The sequence below is a fragment of the Pseudomonas sp. QL9 genome (assembly GCF_041409665.1).
Classification (GTDB): domain Bacteria; phylum Pseudomonadota; class Gammaproteobacteria; order Pseudomonadales; family Pseudomonadaceae; genus Pseudomonas; species Pseudomonas knackmussii.
The window spans coordinates 2,495,757-2,518,481 of sequence record NZ_CP166971.1 but is presented as its reverse complement, the minus strand read 5'-3'; the positions used below and the strand labels follow the sequence as shown (position 1 = coordinate 2,518,481).

Genomic DNA, 22,725 nt, shown 5'->3' with positions numbered 1-22,725 from the left:
CATTTGTGATCACAAAAATGTCAATACAGGTTGAGGAATGCCTGATAATCTCCCCTTCAGATGTTTTTGTGATCACAAATGGAATCGACCCTTTTCGCGCCGGCCGTGCGACGGAACGGGCATTCGGATGCAATGAGGTAACACCGAGATGATGCACAACTGCAGCCTGACCTTCGCCCAACTGCCGGCGCCGCCGGTCCGCGCGGAGTGATCCCATGGCCGACAACCTCCAGGAACAGCTCTACCAGAACCTGCGCCAGGCCCTTTTGAGCGGGCGCTTCCAGCCCGGCGAGCGGTTGAAGATCCGCGACCTGGCCGACGAATGGGGCACGAGCCCCATGCCAGTGCGCGCTGCCTTGCAGCGGCTGGTCGCCGAGGGTGCGCTGGAGGGCGAGCCACAGCGCTCGCTGCGCGTCCCTGTGATGACGCGCGAGCGCTTCCTGCAGATCCTGCAGATCCGCCAGTCGCTGGAAGGCCTGGCCGTGGAGGACGGGGTGCCGCGCTTGCACACGGCGGACCTGGAGGTGCTGAAGACCTGCACCGAGCTGATGGAAGAAGCCGTGCAGCGCCGCGACGTGCAGGCCTACCTGGAGCACAACAGCCGCTTTCACCTGACGCTCTACCGCGCCTGTGGCAATCCCACGCTGCTACGCATGATCGAGGCGCTGTGGCTGCAGGTCGGGCCCTTCTTCAACCGGCTGTTCACCGAGGCGGACCTGTCCCAGCGCCTGAACGAGTTCCATGAGAACGCCCTGGAGGCGATTCAGCGCGGCGACGCCCAGGGCGCGCGCGCCGCCATCGAGCAGGACCTGGCCTACTTCGGTCAGTACCTGCTCAATCTGCTCGCGCTGGAGTCTGGGGGGCGGCGGGATGTCCGCTGAGGGCGTCAGATCGACTTGATGTAGCGGACGTTGTCCTTCTTGATCAGGATGGTCTGTCCGTTCAACTGCTCGAATTCGTAGTAGTCGTTGTATTTGTCGAAGTCAGCGTGGTCCTTGACCAGGACTTCGCTGCCATCCTGCAGCGACACCACGGCCTTGTTGGCACAACCGGCAAGGCCGAGCAGCAGCACGCTGAGGAGAAGGAATTTCGCTTTCATAGAGTCTCCACGGGACAGCGCAGATCGACCAAGGCGAAGGAGACGATCTGCGGGACTGCCGGTGTGACAACCCGTCCGCGGGGAAATTCAGAAAAATCGGATCAAGTGTCGAGCCACACGTCGCGCGCCCAGGTCCACACCGAATCCCAGGTCTCCTCGGTGAGCTCTCCGTCGGCCCAGAGCACCACTTCGCCGTCCTGGCCCACGGCGTAGTAATCGTCGCCATCGGCGCACAGCGGGATGAACTCGCGCGGCAGGCCCATGGCCCAGGCGACGGCAGCGACTTCGGGCAGGTACGTGTGCGATTGCGGATCGGTGACCGTAACCGGTTCCAGGCGCCCGTAGACCACGTCGCTGACTTTGAGCAGGAACTCGCGGAACTCCGCAGGTATGCCGATCAGCAGTTCCTCTTCGATCTCCACCAGCAGCTCTTCGTCCGGCAGTTCCAGCGGCACCGGAACCGGCTCGTTGAGTTCACGCAATTGCTCGATCACATCTTCCACGGCAGGAACCTCTCGATTGACTGGCGCGCTTTATACAGTAGTAGCCTGCTCCCGGCGCAAGATCGTTGCCGGCCAGGCAGGCTGACCAGCGGCGCGCCCAAGAAAAAGCCCGGCAGGTGCCGGGCTTTTTCTTGCTACGTAGGCGATCAGCCGTTCTGGCGGATACCGGCCAGCAGCCAGGGTTGGTCCTGGCCCTGGGCGCGTTCCATGCGCCAGCTTTCGCTGAAGGTCTCGCCCTGGTCGAAGCGCGAGGTCTTGGAGACGCCGCTGAAGGTCAGGGTGGCGATGGTCTTGTCGGCCTGGTCGTCGACGCCTTCCAGTTGCACCTGCAGGTTGTCGATGTAGGTGGACTGGTAGCCGTCGCCCAGCTCGGCGCGCTCTTGCTTCAGCCACTGCAGCATCTGCGGGGAGACGAACTCGGCGATCTTGTCCATCTCGTTGGCGTCCCAATGCTGCTGCAGCGCCAGGAAGTGCTCGCGGGCCGCGCCGACGAAACGCTTCTCGTCGAACCACGCGGGAGCGTTGATCGCCGGGCGCGCTGCCGGTTGTGCGGAACCGCCGAACACCGACGGCTGCGCCGGCATTTCACGCTGCATGGGCGCATGGCCGGCCATCGCCGGTTGGGCGTGCTGACGGCGACGAGCGGCGATGAAACGGAAGGCGATGAACGCCACCAGGGCGATCAGCAGCATGTCCAGCAGCTGCATGCCCTGGAAGCCGTCGCCCATGAACATGGAGGCGAGCAGGCCGCCGGCGGCGATACCGGCCAGCGGGCCGAGCCAGCGCGAAGCGCCACCAGCGGCGGCAGCGCCTGCAGCTGCACCGGCGGCCGGCGCGGCGACGCCCGGAGTGGTCGGCGCGGTGTTCGGTTGTACCTGACGGGTCTGGTGGCTCGGCGCCGAGCCCATGCTCTTGCCGCCACCGAAACGTTTGGCGGCATTGACGTCGAGGCTGAGCGTCACGGCGACACAGAAAGCCATGGCAAGGCTGATGAAGCGCTTCATCGTGGTCATTCTCTTGGTTGGAATACGACGCGCGCCATGTTGCCCAGCATTGCCCCCAGCGGCCAGCCGGATTTTGTTTCGGGCTTTTGCCCTGCCGGCTAGAGGGCTTGTCCGGCAGGGGTGTAGGTCATGTCTGGGGCGGAGCTTCCGCCTGAGCTGCTTTGAGTAGGCGTTCGGCTTTCTGCATTTCGCGAACGGCAATCCTTACCGTTTCCTGATAGCCATCAAGCACATAATTGACTTCGCCGCATACGATGGACTTGCCGCGCTCAATCCAGAGCGCTCGATGGCAGAGGCCGCGAATGGCCTCCATGCTATGCGAGACCAGGATAACGGTCTTGCCCTGTTCGATTTTCCTTTTCATCGCGGCGTGCGACTTCTCTCGGAAGCTTTGATCGCCGACGCCAAGCACTTCGTCGATCAGCAGAATATCCGGATCGGCATGGATGGCCACGGCAAAGCCGAGGCGTGCGCGCATGCCAGTGGAGTAGGTGCCAACGGGGCGCTCGAAGAATTCACCCAGCTCGCTGAATTCGTAGATGTCGTCCATCTGCCGACGAATCTGCTCACGAGTCATGCCTAGCAAGAGGCCGCTGATGACGACGTTGTCGCGTCCGGACAGCTCGGGTTTGAAACCGACGTTCAGGGCCAGCAGGCTGGCATTCAGGCGCTTGCGGCGCTGAAGGATTCCGCGGTCAGGGTCGACGATGCCGGCGATCAGGCGCAGCAAGGTGCTCTTGCCGGCGCCGTTGTTGCCGATTACCCCCAGTGTTTCGCCTTCGTAGAGATCGAAGCTGACGTCCTTCAGCGCCCAGAACGACTCGTAACGCAGCATCCCGACGCGCTGCCGGTAGGAAAGGCCGATGTTTTCTGCCCGCAGGATCACTTCAGAGGACATGTTTCACCTCAGTACAACAGCTTGGGATAACGGCGGTCGTTGCGGTGAAGGATCCACAGAGACAGGCCGAGAAGCGGCAGGCTGACCAGCAATACGTAGAGCTGTTCACTCCACGCCGGCCACTGATTGTGCAGCAGCACATCGCGGTAGGCCGTGATCATGGTGGTCATCGGGTTCAGGCTCAGCAGCGGCGCCATGGACGGTGGGATCTCATGAATGCTGAAGAACACGCCGGACATGAACATCATCAACATGAGCACGTTGTCCACCACCTGCCGTAGGTCAGGCACGAACGGCAGTATCGACGCCAGCAGGAAACCGAAGGCAATCGTATAAAGCAACTGGTTGACCATCAGCACTGGCAGCGCCAGCCATTCGGCAGAGGGGCGGTAACCACTGCCGAGCAGGAACGCGATCAGCAGCGTCAGGATGATCAGGAATTTAACCGTGTTGCTGAGAATCGGGATCAGCGCGAACACGTATTTGGGGACATGAATCTGCTGGATGAGCCCGGCGTTACCCTGAATCGCGTTGCTGGCCTGGCGCACCGAACCGTCGAACCATTTCCAGGCGACCATGCCGCTGAGCAGCAGGGGAACATAGCCAGGGCGGCTGTGGCCCAGGGCTAGACCAAAAACGATATAGAACGCGCTCATGTACATCAGCGGTTCGAGGATCCACCAAAGAAATCCAAGGAAGCGCCGCGCTACTTCGGTGCGCAGATCGCTGTAGACGCCGAATAGGATGATGTCCCTGTGATTCATATGATTCTTGTTGGATTGAAAAGGGCTGGGTATTTAAACACAATGCCACTCAAGCAGCGCATCGAGCCAGTTCCGAGCAAGATGTGCCGAGAACGCGCTAATTGATAACAAAAACGAGTTGGTAATGCGCTTATTCGATTTCCTCTTCGGCTTCTCCCGCAAGTCCTCCGAAGCTCCCAGTGACCTGGTATTGACGGTCGTAGGCATGCATCGCAGCGGCACCAGCTTCCTGACCGGCTCGCTGCAACAGGCGGGCCTCGAACTGGGCAAGCACAGTACCTGGAACCCCCATAATCTCAAGGGTAATCGCGAGAATGGCGATATCGTCGCCTTCCACGACTCGCTGCTTGGTGCCCGTGGTTTCGCCTGGGACAATCCGCCAAACGAAGCCATCGACTGGACTGAAGAAGAGTACGCGTCCGCCCGCGAGCTGATCGCCTCCTACGACGGAGCCAAGCGCTGGGGGTTCAAGGATCCCCGCGCGCTGCTGGTGATGGACGGTTGGCAGCAGCTACTGCCTGAGATGCGCTTCGTCGGAATCTTCCGTCACCCGTCGGCAGTGGCCGATTCGCTCCATGCTCGGGGCGGGATGCCACGAGAGCAGGCGCTGAAGCTCTGGCAGGCATACAACCAGCAACTGTTGGCATTGCATCGGCGGAAGGCGTTCCCGGTTCTGTGCTTCGACGAGGACGAGCACGTCTTGCACCGCAAGCTCGATAAGGTCATGCGCAGCTTCGGGTTGGTTCCCCCCAGCGAGGACCGCTTCTTCAGCTCCGAGCTCAAGCACCATGAGGGTGCCCAAGAGCCCCTTTCAGCGGAACTGGAAGCCACTTATCGCGCCCTGCGTGCCATCGCCTATTAAATCGAGAGGAGCGGCGTCATGCCCTTATTCCGCCGAGCCCCCCGCCTGAGCGTCGTGGTCATCGTTTACAAGATGCCCGAGCAGGCCGACAAAACTATCCACTCGCTGAGTCCCGCGTACCAGCAGGGCGTCAACGAGCGTGACTATGAAGTCATAGTGGTGGAGAACCACTCCGATCGCCTTCTGGGTGCAGAACGCGCTGTGCGGCATGCGGGAAACGTCCGCTATTTCCATCGCAACGAGACCGAGCGTACACCGGTGCATGCGATCAATTTCGGTGCCTCCGTAGCGCGTGGTAGCCATCTGGCGATCATGATCGACGGTGCCCGCATGTTGTCGCCAGGCGTGATTCGCCATGCCCTGGATGCCTTCCGTCTGGCACCCGAGGCCGCAGTTTCTGTGCCCGGCTATCACATCGGTCACAAGCTGCAGCAGGTGGCGGTGAACGAGGGCTATAACGAGGATGCCGAACAGGTGCTGCTGCAGGGCATCGAGTGGCCGAGCAACGGTTATCGGTTGTTCGATATCGCGGTACTCAGCGGTTCCTGCCAGGGCGGATTCTTCCAGGCGAACTACGAAAGCAACTTCATCGGCATGTCGCGGCGCAAGTGGAAGGCGTTAGGAGGCGTGAACCCGCGCTACAACGATTTCGGAGGCGGCAACGCCAACCTCGATCTGTACAAGCGATTGCTCGAATATCCCGACACGCCCTTCTATCTGCTGTACAGCGAAGGTTCGTTCCACCAGTTCCATGGGGGTGTCACTACTGGCACTCTGCGCGAGGAGCGCGATCGGGTGTACAAGCTGCTCGATGAGCAGGACAAGCAGATTCGTGGCGAGAATCGAACTCCGCCGAGTGTGAGGCCGATCCTCCTGGGTACGGCTCATCCGCACATCTTCCGATTCCTCGACCATTCGCTCAGCCGGGTGAAATCCGCATGACTTCGCATACCGATCTGAAACCCTTGCTGTCGATCATCGTCATCGCTTACGACATGCCGCGACAGGCGCTCAACACACTAATCAGTCTGTCGCCGGGATATCAGGAAGGCGTCGACGCCGGCGATTACGAAGTCATCGTTGTCGAGAATCGTTCCCGCCGGAACATGGATGCCCAGGCGATTGCCCAGCTGCCTGGCAACTTCCGCTATTTCCTGCGGGACGAACCGGGCGTATCGCCGGCGGGGGCGATCAACTTTGGTTTCTCCCAGGCGCGCGGACGCTACATCGGTCTGATGATCGATGGCGCGCGGATGGTGACGCCCGGGGTTGTGCAGTACGCCTTGATGGCCTTCCGAATGACACCGGAAGCCATGGTGGTGGTGCCTGGCTATCACCTGGGGGAGGACGACCAGCAGTACCACCTGACCAAGGGATACACCGAAGCAGTCGAACAGCAGTTGCTGGCGAATATCGGCTGGCCTTCAGCGCCTGGCAGTGGCTACCGGCTATTCGATGTCAGCTGCTGGAGTGCGGCCAATCCCCATGGCTACTTCCACCCCTTCATGGAATGCAACTGCCTATTCATGGACGCCGAGATATTCCGCGACATCGGCCAGGCGGACGAGCGATTCGCCATGGCGGGTGGCGGTAGCCTGAACCTGTTCATCTATCGCAAAACGGCGATGCACCCCCGCACCCGCTCGGTGATGCTGGTTGGCGAAGGTTCGTTCCACCAACTGCATGGCGGGGTGACGACCTCGGAATTCGAGGGGCGTGACGACCTGCTCAAACAGCAGAACGACCAGCTCTGCGAGCTCTTGGGCTACCCGTTCCGCTCGCCGACGCTGGAGCCGATTCTGCTCGGGCAGGTGAAGGCGCCGTCAATGCGCTACATGCACCGCTCGATCGAGCGGGGCATGGACCGAGTCAAGCGCTGTGCGATGCGCCAGGAGGACCCGTTCGCGGATCAGGCGAAAAAGATTGCAGGGACTAGCGCGTGAGTGGGGGGCCTCGACTACGGGTTCTGGATGACTTGCGCGGCATCGCCATTCTGCTTGTGCTGGTTATGCATGCCGTAACAGCGGTCTTTGGAACAGGTCGCCCTGCTGGAGCCCCGTTCTGGAGTGCGTTTGTCTATGCCGGTGGAAGCGGGGTTACTCTGTTCTTCATGTTAAGCGGGATACTGGTCAGCCGACCATTTCTCCGGGCTGCTCGCGATGGAGCATCAATTGATCTGCTCGACTACGGAGTGCAACGGGCCTTGCGAATCCTGCCGTTGTATTATTTGGTGGGGATGCTGGGGATGTTGTGGACCGGTACGTTGGAGCAGGCATTCAACGTGCTTACCTTCCGCGCCAACAATCTGGACGTAGGTGAATACAGCACCGTCTGGTGGAGCTTGCAGACAGAGGTCCAGTTTTATTTGATCTTGCCATTGGCATTCCTGGTCTATCGGGCGAGTGGCGGGCGTTGGTTATTCCCATTGCTAATGATCGTGAGCTTTGCGGTTGTTCTGGCATTTATATTCGGGCGAATATCGATGTCATCTACCGAGCGCGCCGTGAATCTGACGATGTCATTATTGGGCCGATCTCCGGCGTTTATTGCAGGCGTTCTGATAGCCTATCTGTATGAGCGAGGCTCTGTCCCGAATTTACCGGCACCTGTCGCATGGCCGCTTCTAATAGGTGGGATCGTGCTGCTGCAAATGGTGCTGCAGCATTTGCTTGATACCTGGGGGCCATTGTTCGCATTGCGATATCCACCAGCAATCCTCCTGGAAGCCGTTGCCTGGTCGTTCATCGCTCTCGTCGCTTTGGCTTCGGGACGACCGCTCATTGGGCGCGCCAGTGGTTTTTTACGTTATTTGGGGCGAATCTCGTTTTCATTGTATTTGCTTCATATCCCGATCCAGTACGTGCTGTTGTCCGAACGTAGCAGGCTGGACCTAAAGAATGACCATGCCGTTCTAGTACTGATTCTGTTGTGCTCTGTTCTGGCTTCACACGTGACCTATTGGATGATCGAGCGCCCAATGCTTCGGCTGAAGAATCGTCTGAGGCCCAATCCCATTGTTCCGGAGATTGTGTAATGACCAACGTCTACCTTCCGCCTTCCATCCGTCATTTCGATCCTCTGCGCATGGTCTTCAGCACCTGGGTCGACCATATCCCGTTCGGCTACGACATCGTGGCGGCCGTGCGTCCCAAGATGCTCGTCGAACTGGGAACGCATAACGGAATGTCGTATTTCACCTTCTGCCAGTCGATGAAGGAGAATGACATCGACGGTGTGTGCTATGCGGTGGATACCTTCGAAGGTGATGTGCACTCCGACAAGTACGATGAGTCGGTCTTCACCTCGGTGAGTAATCACAACCGGCAGAACTACTTCGGCTTTTCCTATGTGTTGCGAATGCTGTTCGAAGAGGCGCTGCGGCACTTCGACAATGAGACTATCGATCTGCTGCACATCGACGGTTTGCACACTTATGAGGCGGTCAGCGAAGACTTCGCTAATTGGTATCCGAAGGTCCGGCCCGGCGGCATCATCCTGTTCCATGATGTCATGGCTCGCCTGCAGGACTTCGGCGCCTGGAAATTCTGGGAGGAGCTTCGTGGGAAGCACGAGACCTTCACCTTCAATCATGGTTTCGGTCTCGGGGTGCTGCGTAAGCCGGGTGGTGACCGTAGCCAGGATTCCGAATTGATCAAGCTGCTGTTCGACAATCCGTCGGATGAGCGCGCGGCCAAGCTAAGGGCTTTCTATGTTCATGCCGGCAGGCATTTGGAAAACATGCGCAAGGTAAAGCGCATGAACAATGCTCCCAAGCCCGTAGAGGGTTGAACGAAGAGCACCTCGCCGCTTGCAGGCGAGGTGCCACGATCCAGCTAGTGCCGATAGGCCTCCGGCAGGTCTTGCCAGAGGGTAGCGTTGCCGTTGGGTAGTTCTTCTTCCCGTGGTCGGTTCGTGTAGTAGTACAGCGCGATCGAACGGCGATAGATGCCGTCCGGGCAGTTGAGCGGATGCGGATGCCCGTGGTAGGAGTCGGCGCTGGTGGTGAAGATCACGCAGCGGTTCAGCACGGGCAGAACTCGTTTGGGCGGCCCTTGCATTTCGGCGTCCCACAGCTCCAGATGCCCACCCCACTCTTCCTTCCAGTCGGGATTGAGATAGAGCAGGAAGTTCAGGCGTCGGTCGAGGCTGTACTTGCGGTGGTTGGCGAAGTCCGCATGGATCTTCAGTAGACCGCCACGAGCGATCTGGTGGATGCCGGCGCCTAGCAATTCGGGATCGGAAATCAGCGCGCGGATCCCGGTCAGCTGAGTGAGGGCGTCCAGGAACCCCTTTGAATTGAGCTCCCAGATCAGCTCCCGATAGACAGAGGGCATCGCCAGGATGTCCTTGAGGTGGCGTTTATCTTTCTGGACGTAGCCATCACCTTGGGGCTCGCGATAGGTACCGTCGATCCATTGGGCCTTCGCCTGATCAATCGGGTACTGATCAATCAGCGCCTGCGCGACGTCATCCGGCAGAAAGTTATCGATGACGATATGCGGGAACGGCTGGTTATCCACATAGGTTCGGTTGAGCGCCCCGAACTCGCTCTTGAGTCGTTCGTGATCCAGCAGGGTCGGGCGGTTGGCAAAGACAGAGGGTGTGTCTGCACGAGTGGGCTCTGCCAGCCATTTTCTGAGGAGTTGCCTCACGCGTCATGCTCCTTCTGATCAGGCAGTTCTCGCCAGTCCGTGGAAAAGCCAGGCTGTGCTTCCCCTTCTGGGCGACCGTTGGTGTAGTAGTACAGAGCAAGCGACTTGCGATAGGTGCCATCCGGGCAGGTGAGAGGATGCGGGTGGCCATGAAAGGAGGTGGCAGTGGTGCTAAACACGACACAACGATTGACTACCGGGAGCACGCGTCTGGGTGGGCCTTTCATCTCGCCATCCCAGAGCTCCAGGTGGCCGCCCCAGTTCTCCTGCCAGTTCTCGTTGAGATAGAGCAGGAAGTTCAGGCGACGATCGAGACCGAACTCGCGGTGAGTGGAAAAATCAGCATGCACCTTGAGAAAACCGCCTCGACCGATCTGGTGGATGCCCGCACCACGCAGGTTCGGATCCGGAATCAGGTTGGCGATGCCGGTCAGTGCGGCGAGGGCGCCGAGAAATGCATGGGAATTGAGCTCCCAAAACAGCTGGCGGTAGGTCGGTGGCATCTGCAGGCTGTCGCGGATATTGCGCTTGAGCAGCTGTACATATTCGCCGCTGGACTTGTCCTTGTGCGATGCGTCGTTCCACAACGGACTGTGTTGGTCGTGGGGATACTCCTTCAGCAGCCGATCCAGCACCGCAGGGGGCAGGAAATCGTCAATGACGATGTGGGGATACGGGGAGTTGTTCTGGTATTGCTTGGCCAGGCCTGCGAGTTGGGCGCCGAGAGAGTCGTAGTCGAGCAGCAGCCCGGCGTCGGCCGCGGGATAATGTCTTCGCGATGGGAAGAGTGTTTTAATCATTGTTCTTGTTTTCCGTTGGGGGCCGAAAGTACCGGCTTCCTGTGATTCGGATACATCATGCGCACCGTAGCTTGTTGGCCCATCGGAGCATTGAGCCATGAACCGCGAGGTGTTTGCCAGCCTTCGCCGGCACAATGCTAATGTCGGTCCACTTGGACATAAGAATAATGATTGGAAGCAATAAAACGTGCTGAATGTGACGGGAAATTCGGGAATCAAACGCTCTCGAGAGCATCTGGCTCAATGCGAGTCTGTTCGTGGCCTGGCCATCCTGCTGGTGTTTGCCTTTCATTTCCTGGGCGATGTCTATGGCTACAAGATGCGCCCGGATGCGTCTTATCTGTCCAGCTTCCTGTTCGGTGGCGACACCGGCGTCTCCCTGTTCTTCGTTCTCAGCGGATTCCTTCTGACTCTGCCCTTCTTCAGCGATACCCCGCTCAAGCTTGGTGAGTACCTGCGCAACCGGGCTTTGCGTATCTTGCCGATGTACTACTTGATGGTCCTTGTGGCCGGTTGGTGGACCGGGCAGTGGCAGCAAGTTCCGAGGGCGTTGGCATTCCAGGAGCTCAAGATTTCAGAGCTGTTCCCCATGGGGGCGGTCTGGTGGAGTCTGGTGGTAGAGATCCAGTTCTACCTGTTGCTGCCGTGCATAGTGTTGCTGGCCCAGCACAAGTCGGGACGTTGGTTGCTGCTGCCGTTGCTGGCTGCGGGAATCCATATCTATTGGCAGATCAGCCAAGTGCCGCTGGATCAGCTGAATCAACTGGATGGCTGGGTAAGCTACCGCAATACGCTGCTTGGGCGTTGGCCGCTGTTCGGTGTTGGTGCGATGCTAGCGTGGGTGCATGTCTGGCTTGGCCCGCGCCTGCAGACAAGTCAACTGGCCAGCCGGCGTTGGCCTGGGTCACTGGTCCTGCTGTTGGCATTGCTGCTGTTGGCGGTGATTCTGCACCAGCGGGTTGCCTACCTTGGAGCTTTTCCAGCTCATGCTCTGTGGTTCAGCCATTACGTGCTGGAAGCCATCGGCTGGGGGATATTTCTCTTTACACTGCTCCATCTGCGTCCGCTCGGCAGCGCCTTGCTCGTCAATCCTGTCTTCAACCGCATAGGTCTCTGGTCGTATTCACTGTATCTGGTCCATACCTCAGTGCTGTTTTTGGTCGGGGGCCGGATCGTGAGAAAGCTGGGACCGCTGAGCGACAATCCGCAGTTACTGATCGCCGTGGGGCTAGGGCTACTGGCATTGTCCTGCGTAATATCGGCTGCGACTTACCACCTTGTTGAGCGGCCGTTCCTCAATCTGAAGAAGCGTCGCTGGCACACCGTAGCCTCGCCGGTACAGGGATGATCCGGAGCGCTGCCCTATTTTTCATTGCCCGGGGAAGGCTGCATATGTCGTTGTTGCCAGGCGCTGTCCGCGCTACGTTCGCTTTTTGTCTGCTGGTCATCGGCGGGACTCCGATGTTGCTCCAGGCTGCAGAAATCCGTCCCAACATCCTATTTATTCTCACCGATGATCTTGGCAACAACGACATCGCGTCTTGGGGCGATGGCCAGGCACCAACTCCGACCCTCGATGCCCTCAGCCGGCAATCGATCCGCTTCCGTCAGCATTACGTTGACAGCACGTGCTCGGTTAGTCGTGCAGCGCTACTGACCGGCCGCGTGCCGGTGAGTATCGGCTTCGAGCCCGACGGCCTTGGCCTTTCGCCGGATCTGCCCACACTGCCCAAAGCGCTCAAGCAGCTGGGTTATGCCACCCACCACATCGGCAAATGGCACGTGGGCGAGGGGTTGGAATATCCGCAAATCGAGCCGGGCAATCAGGGTTTCGACGACTGGCTGGGGATGATGAACCACTTCGTTCTGCAGGGCCCTGGCCCCGACGGCAAGCCATTAGGGCGGCGGCCGACCTATTACGATCCGTGGCTGCAGGAGAACGGCGCACCGCCAGTTCAGCGCAAGGGGCACCTCGACGACCTGCTCACCGATCGCGCGATTGAGCTCGTGGAGCATCCGACGTCGGGGAAACCTTGGTTCATTAACCTCTGGCTGCTGTCGCCTCACAAACCGATTCAGCCATCGCAGAATTTCGCCGCGAAGTTCCCGAATACGCCTGAAGGCAAGTACCTGGCGCTCCTTGCCCAGTTAGACCACAACGTCGCCCGTCTGCTCGATGCGCTGGAGCGCAGCGGTCAGTCCGACCGGACCATCGTGGTGCTCGCCAGTGACAACGGCAGTCCCAATGAAAATCGCAACAGCAACTTTCCATTGATCGGCACTAAGGCTACTTATTTCGAGGGTGGCGTACGGGCTCCCCTGCTAGTGCGCTGGCCGGGGCACACCGGCAATCGGGACATCACAATCGCCACGCACGAAATGGACCTCTTCCCCACGTTGGTCGCGTTGGCCGGTGGCAAGTCCCCCAAAGGGCTAGATGGCCGTAACTTGAAGCCGCTTCTGCAGAACGGTGTGGCACCGCGTCCGCTGGAGTTGTTCTGGGCCGCTGACAATCCGTTCAAAGGCATGAGTTACGGCGGGCATCTGCCCGGAAAAGGCCTGTTCTATCGCAACTGGGGTGGTGAATTGAGCAGCGCTGCGGTAACCGGTCCACTACTGCCGGGCGAACAGCGCACGACTGAGCATGAGGAGTTCTCGCGCGAGCAGGCGTCTTCGATGATTAGGCAGTGGGAGCTAAAGCACCGGCCAATCCCGCTGGTCTGGAATAAACCTGTTGGCGGTAAGCCTGGAGTCTTGTCCGGCCGTGATTTGCAACGGGCGCCAGTTTTTGGCAGTTACGCATTTGGCATGGGGTTGGGCCGTGCAAGACTCGATCATCCGCAGACACTGCTGGATCAATCAGGCATGTGGAAAATCGCGCTGGATGAGAAGGGGCAGATTCGTGTCGAGCACAGCGGCAAATCGTTCGTTGGCCGGACGCTTGTCCTGGATCGCGACTGCAATGCGTTTGTGGCGACTGGGTTTATCCATCCCTCTGCCACCTACCCGTTCCCGGCGCAGGCCAGCGCTCACTTGACGGTCTATCTCAACGGCAAGGTGCTGCTGGATAGCAGTGATCTCATCGTTCGCCCGGCTGATCCCAAGGTGCTCGCCAACCCGACCTACATTGGTGCCGCGGCAGACGGGTCGCAGCCATTTGGCGGCACCATTGGCCGGCCAGTAGTGGTGGGCAAGCAACTCATGCCCGAACAGGAGGGCTACCGCCTGGCGGACATGGAGCAGGCGGTTTGTCGCTGAGGCCTGCGGATCAGGCGTTTGCCAGCTTGCGGTGCACGCAATTGCAGAAGTGCTGCCACTTTTGATAGCGCTCCACATACTCTGTTATGTCCGGCTGGTGTCCCTTGAAGCCGATGCCAACGATGGTATGCGGCATTTCTTCGCGTAGGCCGTGATAGCCCACGTGGCTGAGGTCGAATTGCCTCAGTAGCGAGCGGAATCCTTCTGGGGTGAAGCGCCAGTAATCGTTCGGATAGCCGTGAATGGGGAAATCCATCACCGAACTCATGATCAACGTGCCGCCGGGCTTGAGGATGCGATGGACTTCGCTCATGGCTTGGCGCGGAAATTCGACGTGCTCCAGGGTGTCCATGAGAATCACGGTTCCGGCCACTGCATCGGGAAGGTCAATTTCGTGCAGATTGAGGACTTTATCCACGCCTGGTCCGGGACGCATGTCGCAGCCGACGTATTGGCGACCCGGGAACAGGTTGCGTAGGTCTTCCAGTTCGGGATTGTCCTGCACCTGCAAGGCGCCAAACTCAAATATGGGCTCGGCCAGGGGCAGGGTTTCTGCGACCAACTGCACGAAGCGACGAATGTCCTTACGCATAGAGCGTTGTCCTTGTATTTGTTGTTATCGAATCAGACGGATTCCAGCTTCGCATACCCCAGCATCAGCCACTTGCTGCCTTCGCTGTCGAAGTTCACCTGCACCCGGGCCTGGGCGCCGGAGCCTTCGAAGTTGAGGATCACGCCGTCGCCGAACAGCGGGTGGCGGACGGTTTGGCCGAGGCTGAAGGGAGTGTCGGGGACGCCGGCGCCGCTGAACAGGTTGCCGCTGCGCTGGTTGCCCGACAGCGGGCGGCTGACCGAGTTGGACAGGCGCACTTCCTGGATCAGGCTTGGCGGAATTTCGCGGACGAAGCGCGAGACCTTGTTGTAGGTCTCGCTGCCGTAGAGGCGACGGGTTTCCGCGTAGGTCATCACCAGGCGCTGCATGGCGCGGGTGATGCCGACGTAGGCGAGGCGGCGTTCCTCTTCCAGGCGGCCGGGTTCTTCCAGGCTCATCTTGTGCGGGAACAGGCCCTCTTCCATGCCGGCGAGGAACACCAATGGGAATTCCAGGCCCTTGGCGCTGTGCAGGGTCATCAGCTGCACGCTGTCCTCGAAGGCGTCGGCCTGGGTGTCGCCGGACTCCAGCGCGGTGTGGTCGAGGAAGGCCACCAGCGGCGCTACATCCTCGTCCTCCGGGTGCTCGAAGGCGCGGGCGGCGCTGACCAGTTCTTCCAGGTTCTCCACCCGGGCCTGGCCTTTCTCGCCTTTCTCTTCCTTGTGGTAGGTGATCAGCCCGGACTCCTCGATGACCGTCTGGGTCATTAGGTGCAGCGGCATTTCCTCGACCTTCTGCGCCAGCAGGTCGACGGTTTCGAGGAAACCGTTCAGCGCGCTCGCGGCGCGACCGGCCACGGCCTTGGCGGCGATCACGTCATTTATTGCACGCCACATGGAGGTGCCGTTCAGGCGCGCGGCGTTGCGGATCGCCTCGACGGTCTTCTCGCCGATCCCGCGCGGCGGGATGTTGATCACTCGCTCCAGCGCGGCGTCGTCGTCGCGCAGGCGGATCAGACGCAGGTAGGCGAGGGCGTTCTTGATCTCGGCGCGCTCGAAGAAGCGTTGGCCGCCGTAGATGCGGTAGGGAATCTTCTCGCGCAGCAGCGCCTCTTCCAGCACCCGCGACTGGGCGTTGGAGCGGTAGAGGATGGCGATTTCGCTGCGCTTGAGGCCGTCCTTGCGCAGGGCGTCCTCGATGCTCTCGACGATGTAGCGGGCTTCGTCGTGTTCGTTGAAGCCGGCGTAGAGGGTAATTGGGTCGCCATCGACTCCGTCGGTCCAGAGTTCCTTGCCCAGGCGGCCCTGGTTGTTGGCGATCAGGGCGTTGGCGGCCTTGAGGATGGTGCCGGTGGAGCGGTAGTTCTGCTCCAGGCGGATGTCCGCGGTGCCGGCGAAGTCGTCGGCGAAGTGCTGGATGTTCTCGATCTTCGCGCCGCGCCAGCCGTAGATCGACTGGTCGTCGTCGCCCACCACCATCAGGCTTTCGCCGCCCTTGGCGAGGAAGCGCAGCCAGGCGTACTGCACGGCGTTGGTGTCCTGGAACTCGTCGACCAGGATGTGCCGGAAGCGTCGTTGGTAGTGCGCCAGCAGGCCCGGGTTGTTGCGCCACAGGTCCAGCGAGCGCAGCAGCAGCTCGGCGAAGTCGACCACGCCGGCGCGGGCGCAGGCTTCTTCGTAGGCCTCGTAGACCTTGACCATGGTCGCCAGGTAGAGATCGCCGCTGGCCTGAATGTTCTGCGGCCGGTTGCCCTCGTCCTTCTGCCCGTTGATGAACCACTGCGCCTGGCGCGGCGGCCAGCGCTGCTCGTCCAGGCCCAGCTCGCGGACCACGCGCTTGACGATGCGCAGCTGGTCGTCGCTGTCGAGGATCTGGAAGTTCTCCGGCAGCCCGGCCTCCTGCCAGTGCGCGCGCAGCAGGCGGTGCGCCAGGCCGTGGAAGGTGCCGACCCACATGCCGGCCGGGTTGATGCCCAGCAGTTGCTCGATGCGTGCGCGCATCTCCGCCGCGGCCTTGTTGGTGAAGGTCACCGCCAGGATGCTGTGCGGCGAGGCGTGCTCGACCTGGATCAGCCAGGCGATGCGATGCACCAGCACGCGGGTCTTGCCGGAGCCGGCACCGGCCAGCACGCGTTGCTGGCCGAGGGGCGCGGCGACGGCCTGGCGCTGGGGATCATTGAGGGAGTTGAGCAGGAGGGAGAGGTCGTCATTCATGGTCGGGCATTCTACCGATGGCGGCGAAAGCCGGGCAAACTCAGGCGCCGTTCGGTGCCGCCAGACAAAAGTTCGGTAACTTGCTGGCAAAATGCTCATTTTTCGCCCTTGGGCGACCCCCGAGCCTCGGTTATGCTCCGCCGACGCTAGGCAGCACACTACAAGAATAATCGCCTATGACCGCATACCTAGACACGCCGGCGGTGCCGTTCAGCCACACGGACATCCGCCAGCAATACGCGCGCGAGATCGCCATCGAGCGAACTCGGCTGCTGTACCAGGGCTCGCGCGTGCCGACCCTGCTCATGCTGCTCAACGGCCTGGCCCTGGCCGGACTGCTGTGGGACCGCCAAGGCGCGCTGCTGCTCAGCGGCTGGCTGGTCTGGCTGGTAGTGCTGGCTGTTCTGCGACTGATCCAGGTTTCCGCCTTCCATACCGCGAGCGAAGAACGCCAGGCCGATCCGCACTGGCTGCGCGCCTTCCTGTTCGGCGCCGGTGCCTCCGGCCTGACCTTGGCCTTCGCCGCCATCGTGCTTGTTCCGGCCGACGCCTTCCTGCAACAGGCGCTAGTCTTCGGCCTGATCGCCGCGGCGATCCTCTCCGCGAGCGTCGCCTACGCGGTGAGCCTGCCGGCCTTCCTGACCTTCTCCCTGCCATGCCTGTTGCCGGCCATCGGTTATCTGCTGCTGCGGGGAAATGGCTTGCAGCAGGGCTGGGGCTTGCTCGGGGTGATCCTGCTGTCAGCCCTGCTGGTGGTGGCCTGGCAGATCAACCGCCTGGTCCAGGGCAGCCTGCTGCGGCGTTTCCAGACCCTGGCGTTGGTCGACCACCTGGAGCAGGCCAAGGGTCGCACCGAGCGGCTCAACGCCGACCTGGGCCGCGAAGTCGAGCAACGTCGCAGCGCCGAGCGTGCCCTGCGCAGTGCGCGCGACCTGCTGCAGGCGCGGGTCGAAGCCGGCACCCTCGAGCTGAGCGACAGCCAGGCGCGCCTGGCGCTGGCGCTGGAAGCCAGCGAGCTGGGGTTGTGGGACTGGAACCTGGAAACCGACGAAGTACACCACTCGCGCCTGGAGGAAATCTTCGGGATCAGCCAGGAAGAGGTGCGCAGCGTGCGCGCCGACCTGCGTCCGCGCCTGCATCCGGACGACGTGCCGCTGCTGCGCCGGGCCCTGGTCAACCACCTCAAGGGCCGCAGCGACGGCTACTGCATCGAGTACCGGGTGCGCCACGCCAACGGCCACTGGGTCTGGGTCGAGGATCGCGGCCGGGTCATGCAGCGCGACGCCCGTGGCAAGGTCACGCGGATGGTCGGCACCCGCTGCGACATCAGCGCGCGCAAGCGCCGTGAAGAAGAGCAGCGGCTGGCCGCGACCGTGTTCGAGGCGGCCAGCGAGGGCATCGTCATCCTCGACCCGGATTACCGCCTGCTGGCGGTCAACCAGGCGTTCAGCCGGGTCACCGGGCACCGAGCGGAAGACGTCATCGGCAAATTCGCGGCGCGCCTCTCAGGCAATACCGACACACTGCGCCAGTACCTGCAGATCCGCGAGGAGCTGGAAGAGGTCGGCAGCTGGCAGGGCGAGCTGCTGGAAACCCGCAAGAACGGCGAGATCTACCCGCAGTGGCTGCAGCTCAACGTGGTGCGCGACAACCGCGGCCAGGTGGCGCATGTGGTGGGCTTCTTCGCCGATCTCACGGCGCGCCGCGACGCCGAGGAACGCCTGCGCTACCTGTCGCACTACGACGAACTCACCGGGCTGGCCAATCGCGGGCTGTTCAAGCAGCGCCTGCACGATGCCGGGCAACGCGCGCGGCAGAACGGCCGCAGCCTGGCCCTGCTGCTGATCGACATGGACCGCTTCAAGCTGCTCAACGACAGCCTCGGCCACGAGGTCGGCGACCAGTTGCTGCGCCAGATCGCCCGGCGCCTGACGCAGACGGTGCCCGAAGCCGATACCATCGCCCGGCTGTCCGCCGACGAATTCGCCGTGTTGATCGACTCCTACTCCAGCCTCTCGGCGCTGGCGCGGTTGTCCAGTCGCCTGCTGACCAGCCTGCGCATGCCGATGAGCGCGGGCGGCCAGGAGCTGGTGGTCAGCGCCTCACTGGGTATCAGCCTGCTGCCGGAGAACGCGCGGGAGATTTCCGCGCTGATGAGCCAGGCGAACATGGCCATGCAGCATTCCAAGCACCTGGGCGGCAACACCTTCCAGTTCTTCACCGACAACCTGCAGGCGAGCACCGTGGAGCGCCTGCAGATGGAAGTGCAGCTGCGCAAGGCGATCGAGGAAGGGCAGCTCGAGGTGTACTACCAGCCCAAGCTGAACCTGGCCAACGAGCGTCTGGACAGCGCCGAGGCGCTGGTGCGCTGGCGCCACCCGCAGCTGGGCATGGTGCCGCCGGGCGAGTTCATCGCCCTGGCCGAGGAAACCGGGCTGATCGGCGCCATCGGCGAGTTCGTCCTGCGCCGCGCCTGCCGCCAGCTGCGTGACTGGCAGGCGCAGGGAATGGGCGATCTGCGGGTATCGGTGAACCTTTCGGTGCACCAGCTTCGCCAGGGCAACCTGATCAGCCTGGTGCGTACCGTGCTCGACGAAACCGGCCTGGCCCCGCAGTGGCTGGAGCTGGAGCTGACCGAAAGCCAGCTGCTGGAAAACGTCGAGAGCGTCTGCGCGACCTTCCGCCAGCTGCGCGAGATGGGCGTGAAGCTGGCCATCGACGACTTCGGCACCGGCTATTCCTCGCTCAGCTACCTCAAGCGCTTCCCGGTGGACTACGTGAAGATCGACCAGACCTTCATCCGCGACCTTTCGGCGCAGGGCGAGGACGCGGCCATCACCCGCGCCATCATCGCCATGGTCCACAGCCTGGAGCTGAAGGTGGTGGCCGAGGGCGTGGAACGCCAGGAGCAGCTGGATTTCCTGCGCCAGCACCAGTGCGACGAGATCCAGGGCTACCTGATCAGCGTGCCGCTGGCGGCCAGCGCCTTTGCGGAATTTCTCCGGCGCGTGCCGCTGGGCGACGTGCAGCACGCGCATTGAGCGGGCCTGGCGCGGTAAGATCCTGTCCTTTCGAGCTCGACCGACCCGCGCACCGCGCGGCCCCAGGACAAAGGATCTTGCATGCGCCCGTACGGATTGCCCCTCCTGGCACTGACGCTGAGTGTGCTCATCGCACAGCAGGCACAGGCCAGCAGCGACGACTCCTGCTACCCCAGCTGGAACCTCAAACGCGACACCCTGGACATCTGCAACAGCGTGCCCTTCCTCAGTCCGGGCAACGACAGCCGGGTCAACCTGCAACTGCTGCTGGCCGATGACGGCCGCGCCAGCCTGCCGCAACGCGCTCCGAGCGACGACGAGCAGCAACTCGGCTACGGCCAGGTGCCGTTCCCGCTGAGCCGGTTGTTCGACGATGCCCCCGCCGCCGACGGCGCTGCCGATGCGGCCGCCGTGGCCAAGCCGGCCGCGCCGCTGGCTGAACTGGCCGCTCGCCTGGGCTTGCCAGCCGATGCCGTACCGGCGGACAGCGAACGCTTCGCCAATGGCGAGGGCAGTCGCTGCCGCAGCAACAACCCGCTGACCGCGCAGGAATTCCTGGCGCAGCTGCTGGCCGTCGACATGCCGGCGAACGAGCGCCAGGCACTGGGCCGCGCCCGCCTGGACCTGCTGCAGGGCTGCCAGTGGGACGAAACCCAGCTCGGCAGCTTGCTGCCGGGCGATGTGCAGTCGCCGGCGGGGCGCGATTTCGCTGGCTACCTGCAGGGCATCGGCGCCTTCTATAGCGGCCGCTTCGCGCCGGCGCGTCAGCAATTCCAGGCACTGGTCGATAGCCAGCAGCCCTGGCTGCGCGAGACGGCCCGCTACATGCTCGGCCGCAACCAGCTAAACCAGGCGCAGCAGAACGCCTTCGACGAGTGGGGCTACCCCGACCTGCGCAAGGTCGACCAGGGCGCGCTCAAGGTCGCCGAGAGCGACTTCAAGGGTTACCTGGAGGCTTATCCACAGGGCCGCTACGCCGCTTCGGCGAAAGGCCTGATGCGCCGTGTCTACTGGCTGCTGAACGACCAGCAGCGCCTGGCCGGCGCCTATTCCGAATTGTTCGCCCAGCCGGAAGTGGCCGATAGCAGTGCCGACCTGGCCCCGCTGATCGCCGAGGTGGACAACAAGCTGCTAGTCAGCGCGCATCCGGCGGACGTTCGCGCGCCGCGCCTGCTCGCAGTGCTGGACCTGATGCAGATGCGCCACCACGACGCCGGCGAAAGCCGCGCCCTCGACTGGGCCGGGCTGCAGGCGCAAAAGCCGCTGTTCGCCGATGTTCCAGGGCTGCACGACTACCTGCTGGCGGCCTGGCAGCTGTACGTCGAGAACGCACCGGACAAGGCGGCTGCCCAGCTGCCGCAGAATCCGCCGGACAAGCTCGACTACCTCGCCTTCAGCCAGCAGACCCTGCGCGGTTTCGCCCTGGAGGCCGGCAATGACTGGCTCGGTGCGGAGAAGCTATGGCTGCAGCTGCTGCCCCTGGCACACCAGCCCCTGCAGCGCGAACAGCTGGAGCTGGCGCTGGCCTACAACTACGAACGCAGCGACCGCCTGGTGAAGGTGTATGCCGAGCAATCGCCAGTGCGCACCCCGGCTATCCGCGAACTGCTGTTGCGGCACATCGCCGGCCCCGAGTTGCTGCGCCAGCAGGTGAAGTCGGAAACCGCCCCGGCGGAAGAACGCGATACCGCGCTCTTTACCCTGCTCTACAAGGACCTGCTGCACGGCCATTACGCGAATTTCGTCAACGATCTCGCGTTGCTGCCGCCGGAGCCATCGACCAAGCCGCTGGGTGCCAGCCTGGGCGTTCTTTATGGCAACGGCGTGCCGCTGACACTGTTCCAGTGGAGCGGCGGCAAAGGCACTTCGGGCTACGACTGCCCCCCGCTGCGTGACCTCGCCGTAGCCTTGCAGCAGAGCCCGCAGACGCCGCAGGCGCTGAACTGCTTCGGCGAATTCATCCTGCGCAACAATCTCGACGGCTTCGCGCTGGACAGCCAGCCCCGTTCGCACGAACTCGGCGGCAGCCAGACGCAGTTCGAAGGGCCGCTGTACTCGCGCCTGGACGGCTACCTGAAGGTGATCGACGACGCGCAGGCCGTCGGCGACGACAAGGCCTACGCGCTGTATCGCGCAATCAACTGCTATGCACCCAGCGGCTACAACGGCTGCGGCAAGCAGGACATCCCGCCGGCGCAGCGCAAGCGCTGGTTCCGCGAGCTGAAGACCCAGCACGCCGACACGGCCTGGGCCAAGTCGCTGAAGTACTACTGGTAAGGCGCCGATGGATCGGGCCTGGAGAGCGCTGGCGCTGGGCCTGCTGATGCTGGGGGGCGGCCGTGTTGGTGCCGCGACTGTCGATGCCGCCGACTACAACGCCTTCTGGTTGTGGGGCGGCGTTTCGGCGCAGCCGGTACTGCGCCAGGCGCGCACCCTCTATGTATTGCAGGGGCAGGTCAGTGCGCCGCGCGGCGCACCGGACCAGCCCGCGCACCTGCATGCCCAGGGCATTACCGTTCCGCGGCTGAAGCAGGGCGAAGTCTGGGTGGTCTACCGCGCCCACAGCCTGCACTGGAGCGCGGAAAGCTACGCGACCCTGCTGGCGCAATTGCGGCGCTGGCGTGAGGCGGGCAATCCGGTGGTCGGTGTGCAGATCGATTTCGATGCAAGAACCCGCTATCTCGCCGAATATGCCGACTTCCTCGGTGACTTTCGCCGCCGTTTACCAGCCGACTACCGGTTGAGCATCACTGGCCTGCTGGACTGGAGCAGCAACGCCGAGCCGGCCGCAATCGACCAGCTAAAGGGCGTGGTGGATGAAGTGGTGGTGCAGACCTACCAGGGCCGCCGGACCATCCCCGACTACGAGCGCTACCTGCCCCGCGTGGCGCGCCTGCAGTTGCCTTTCCGCATCGGCCTGGCGCAGTACGGGGAATGGCATGCGCCGGATTACCTGGCGCGCAGCCCCTGGTTCCGGGGCTACGTGGTGTTTCTGCAGAATCCCTGACGCACAGCTCGCTCCTACAAAAGCCAAAGCAT

General features: G+C 62.2%; 20 protein-coding genes. 11 read left to right on the top strand and 9 right to left on the bottom strand.

What is annotated here, in order from left to right:
* Positions 1 to 215 precede the first annotated feature (215 nt).
* Entirely contained in the window at positions 216 to 881 is a 666-nt protein-coding gene (locus ACA097_RS11935; protein ID WP_371370231.1) for a GntR family transcriptional regulator, read from the top strand.
* Between the two features lie 5 nt (positions 882 to 886).
* Here ACA097_RS11935 and ACA097_RS11930 read toward each other — a convergent pair whose 3' ends face one another.
* The 5 genes from ACA097_RS11930 to ACA097_RS11910 all read right to left on the bottom strand — a co-directional run bounded on the left by ACA097_RS11930 (position 887) and on the right by ACA097_RS11910 (position 4,268).
* On the bottom strand, positions 887 to 1,099 hold the full coding sequence (locus ACA097_RS11930; RefSeq protein ID WP_043248171.1) for a YgdI/YgdR family lipoprotein: 213 nt from the start codon (positions 1,097 to 1,099) through the stop codon (positions 887 to 889).
* A gap of 101 nt (positions 1,100 to 1,200) precedes the next feature.
* Complete coding sequence (locus tag ACA097_RS11925) at positions 1,201 to 1,602, bottom strand: SMI1/KNR4 family protein (RefSeq protein WP_043248173.1); 402 nt, start codon at positions 1,600 to 1,602, stop codon at positions 1,201 to 1,203.
* 146 nt (positions 1,603 to 1,748) lie between these two features.
* On the bottom strand, positions 1,749 to 2,606 hold the full coding sequence (locus ACA097_RS11920; protein WP_371370230.1) for a Tim44 domain-containing protein: 858 nt from the start codon (positions 2,604 to 2,606) through the stop codon (positions 1,749 to 1,751).
* 127 nt (positions 2,607 to 2,733) lie between these two features.
* Entirely contained in the window at positions 2,734 to 3,504 is a 771-nt protein-coding gene (locus ACA097_RS11915; RefSeq protein ID WP_160285472.1) for an ABC transporter ATP-binding protein, read from the bottom strand.
* Between the two features lie 8 nt (positions 3,505 to 3,512).
* Complete coding sequence (locus ACA097_RS11910; protein ID WP_052355139.1) at positions 3,513 to 4,268, bottom strand: ABC transporter permease; 756 nt, start codon at positions 4,266 to 4,268, stop codon at positions 3,513 to 3,515.
* A 124-nt stretch (positions 4,269 to 4,392) separates the two neighbouring features.
* Here ACA097_RS11910 and ACA097_RS11905 point away from each other — a divergent pair, with 124 nt between their 5' ends.
* From ACA097_RS11905 to ACA097_RS11885, 5 genes are read left to right on the top strand one after another with little or no spacing between them, the layout of a single operon-like run.
* Positions 4,393 to 5,130: a sulfotransferase family protein gene (locus ACA097_RS11905; protein ID WP_084166544.1), complete on the top strand. Its 738-nt coding sequence runs from the start codon at positions 4,393 to 4,395 to the stop codon at positions 5,128 to 5,130.
* Between the two features lie 18 nt (positions 5,131 to 5,148).
* Complete coding sequence (locus ACA097_RS11900) at positions 5,149 to 6,072, top strand: glycosyltransferase family 2 protein (RefSeq protein ID WP_371370229.1); 924 nt, start codon at positions 5,149 to 5,151, stop codon at positions 6,070 to 6,072.
* Complete coding sequence (locus tag ACA097_RS11895) at positions 6,069 to 7,073, top strand: glycosyltransferase (protein ID WP_160285475.1); 1,005 nt, start codon at positions 6,069 to 6,071, stop codon at positions 7,071 to 7,073. The genes ACA097_RS11900 and ACA097_RS11895 overlap by 4 nt, the downstream gene beginning before the upstream one ends.
* Positions 7,074 to 7,105: 32 nt before the next feature.
* Positions 7,106 to 8,164, top strand: a complete 1,059-nt coding sequence (locus tag ACA097_RS11890; RefSeq protein WP_371370228.1) for an acyltransferase family protein — start codon at positions 7,106 to 7,108, stop codon at positions 8,162 to 8,164.
* On the top strand, positions 8,164 to 8,919 hold the full coding sequence (locus ACA097_RS11885; protein ID WP_043248185.1) for a class I SAM-dependent methyltransferase: 756 nt from the start codon (positions 8,164 to 8,166) through the stop codon (positions 8,917 to 8,919). The genes ACA097_RS11890 and ACA097_RS11885 overlap by 1 nt, the downstream gene beginning before the upstream one ends.
* A 44-nt stretch (positions 8,920 to 8,963) precedes the next feature.
* On the opposite strand, the gene ACA097_RS11880 is transcribed toward ACA097_RS11885, so the two are convergent.
* Positions 8,964 to 9,782, bottom strand: a complete 819-nt coding sequence (locus tag ACA097_RS11880) for a 2OG-Fe(II) oxygenase (protein WP_236658347.1) — start codon at positions 9,780 to 9,782, stop codon at positions 8,964 to 8,966.
* Positions 9,779 to 10,582, bottom strand: a complete 804-nt coding sequence (locus tag ACA097_RS11875) for a 2OG-Fe(II) oxygenase (protein ID WP_052355140.1) — start codon at positions 10,580 to 10,582, stop codon at positions 9,779 to 9,781. Before ACA097_RS11875 ends, ACA097_RS11880 begins: the two co-directional genes overlap by 4 nt.
* A 187-nt stretch (positions 10,583 to 10,769) precedes the next feature.
* Here ACA097_RS11875 and ACA097_RS11870 point away from each other — a divergent pair, with 187 nt between their 5' ends.
* Together ACA097_RS11870 and ACA097_RS11865 are read left to right on the top strand one after the other, a co-directional pair.
* The gene (locus ACA097_RS11870) at positions 10,770 to 11,930 is read left to right on the top strand and encodes an acyltransferase (protein ID WP_160285477.1); all 1,161 of its coding nucleotides are present in this window, start codon (positions 10,770 to 10,772) and stop codon (positions 11,928 to 11,930) included.
* A 44-nt stretch (positions 11,931 to 11,974) separates the two neighbouring features.
* Positions 11,975 to 13,840: a sulfatase-like hydrolase/transferase gene (locus tag ACA097_RS11865; protein ID WP_236658348.1), complete on the top strand. Its 1,866-nt coding sequence runs from the start codon at positions 11,975 to 11,977 to the stop codon at positions 13,838 to 13,840.
* Positions 13,841 to 13,850: 10 nt separating this feature from the next.
* Here ACA097_RS11865 and ACA097_RS11860 read toward each other — a convergent pair whose 3' ends face one another.
* Both ACA097_RS11860 and uvrD read right to left on the bottom strand, forming a co-directional pair.
* Positions 13,851 to 14,432 (bottom strand): methyltransferase domain-containing protein, encoded by a 582-nt coding sequence (locus ACA097_RS11860; RefSeq protein ID WP_371370227.1) that lies wholly within the window; start codon positions 14,430 to 14,432, stop codon positions 13,851 to 13,853.
* Positions 14,433 to 14,464: 32 nt separating this feature from the next.
* A complete protein-coding gene (gene uvrD, locus ACA097_RS11855) occupies positions 14,465 to 16,645 on the bottom strand; it encodes a DNA helicase II (RefSeq protein ID WP_371370226.1) in 2,181 nt (726 codons plus the stop codon).
* Positions 16,646 to 16,821: 176 nt separating this feature from the next.
* On the opposite strand from uvrD, the gene ACA097_RS11850 reads away from it, so the two are divergent.
* From ACA097_RS11850 to ACA097_RS11840, 3 genes are all read left to right on the top strand, one after another.
* On the top strand, positions 16,822 to 19,686 hold the full coding sequence (locus ACA097_RS11850) for an EAL domain-containing protein (RefSeq protein WP_371370225.1): 2,865 nt from the start codon (positions 16,822 to 16,824) through the stop codon (positions 19,684 to 19,686).
* An 81-nt stretch (positions 19,687 to 19,767) separates the two neighbouring features.
* A complete protein-coding gene (locus tag ACA097_RS11845) occupies positions 19,768 to 21,963 on the top strand; it encodes an outer membrane assembly lipoprotein YfiO (RefSeq protein WP_371370224.1) in 2,196 nt (731 codons plus the stop codon).
* Positions 21,964 to 21,970: 7 nt separating this feature from the next.
* A complete protein-coding gene (locus ACA097_RS11840; protein ID WP_371370223.1) occupies positions 21,971 to 22,693 on the top strand; it encodes a DUF3142 domain-containing protein in 723 nt (240 codons plus the stop codon).
* Positions 22,694 to 22,725: the final 32 nt, after the last annotated feature.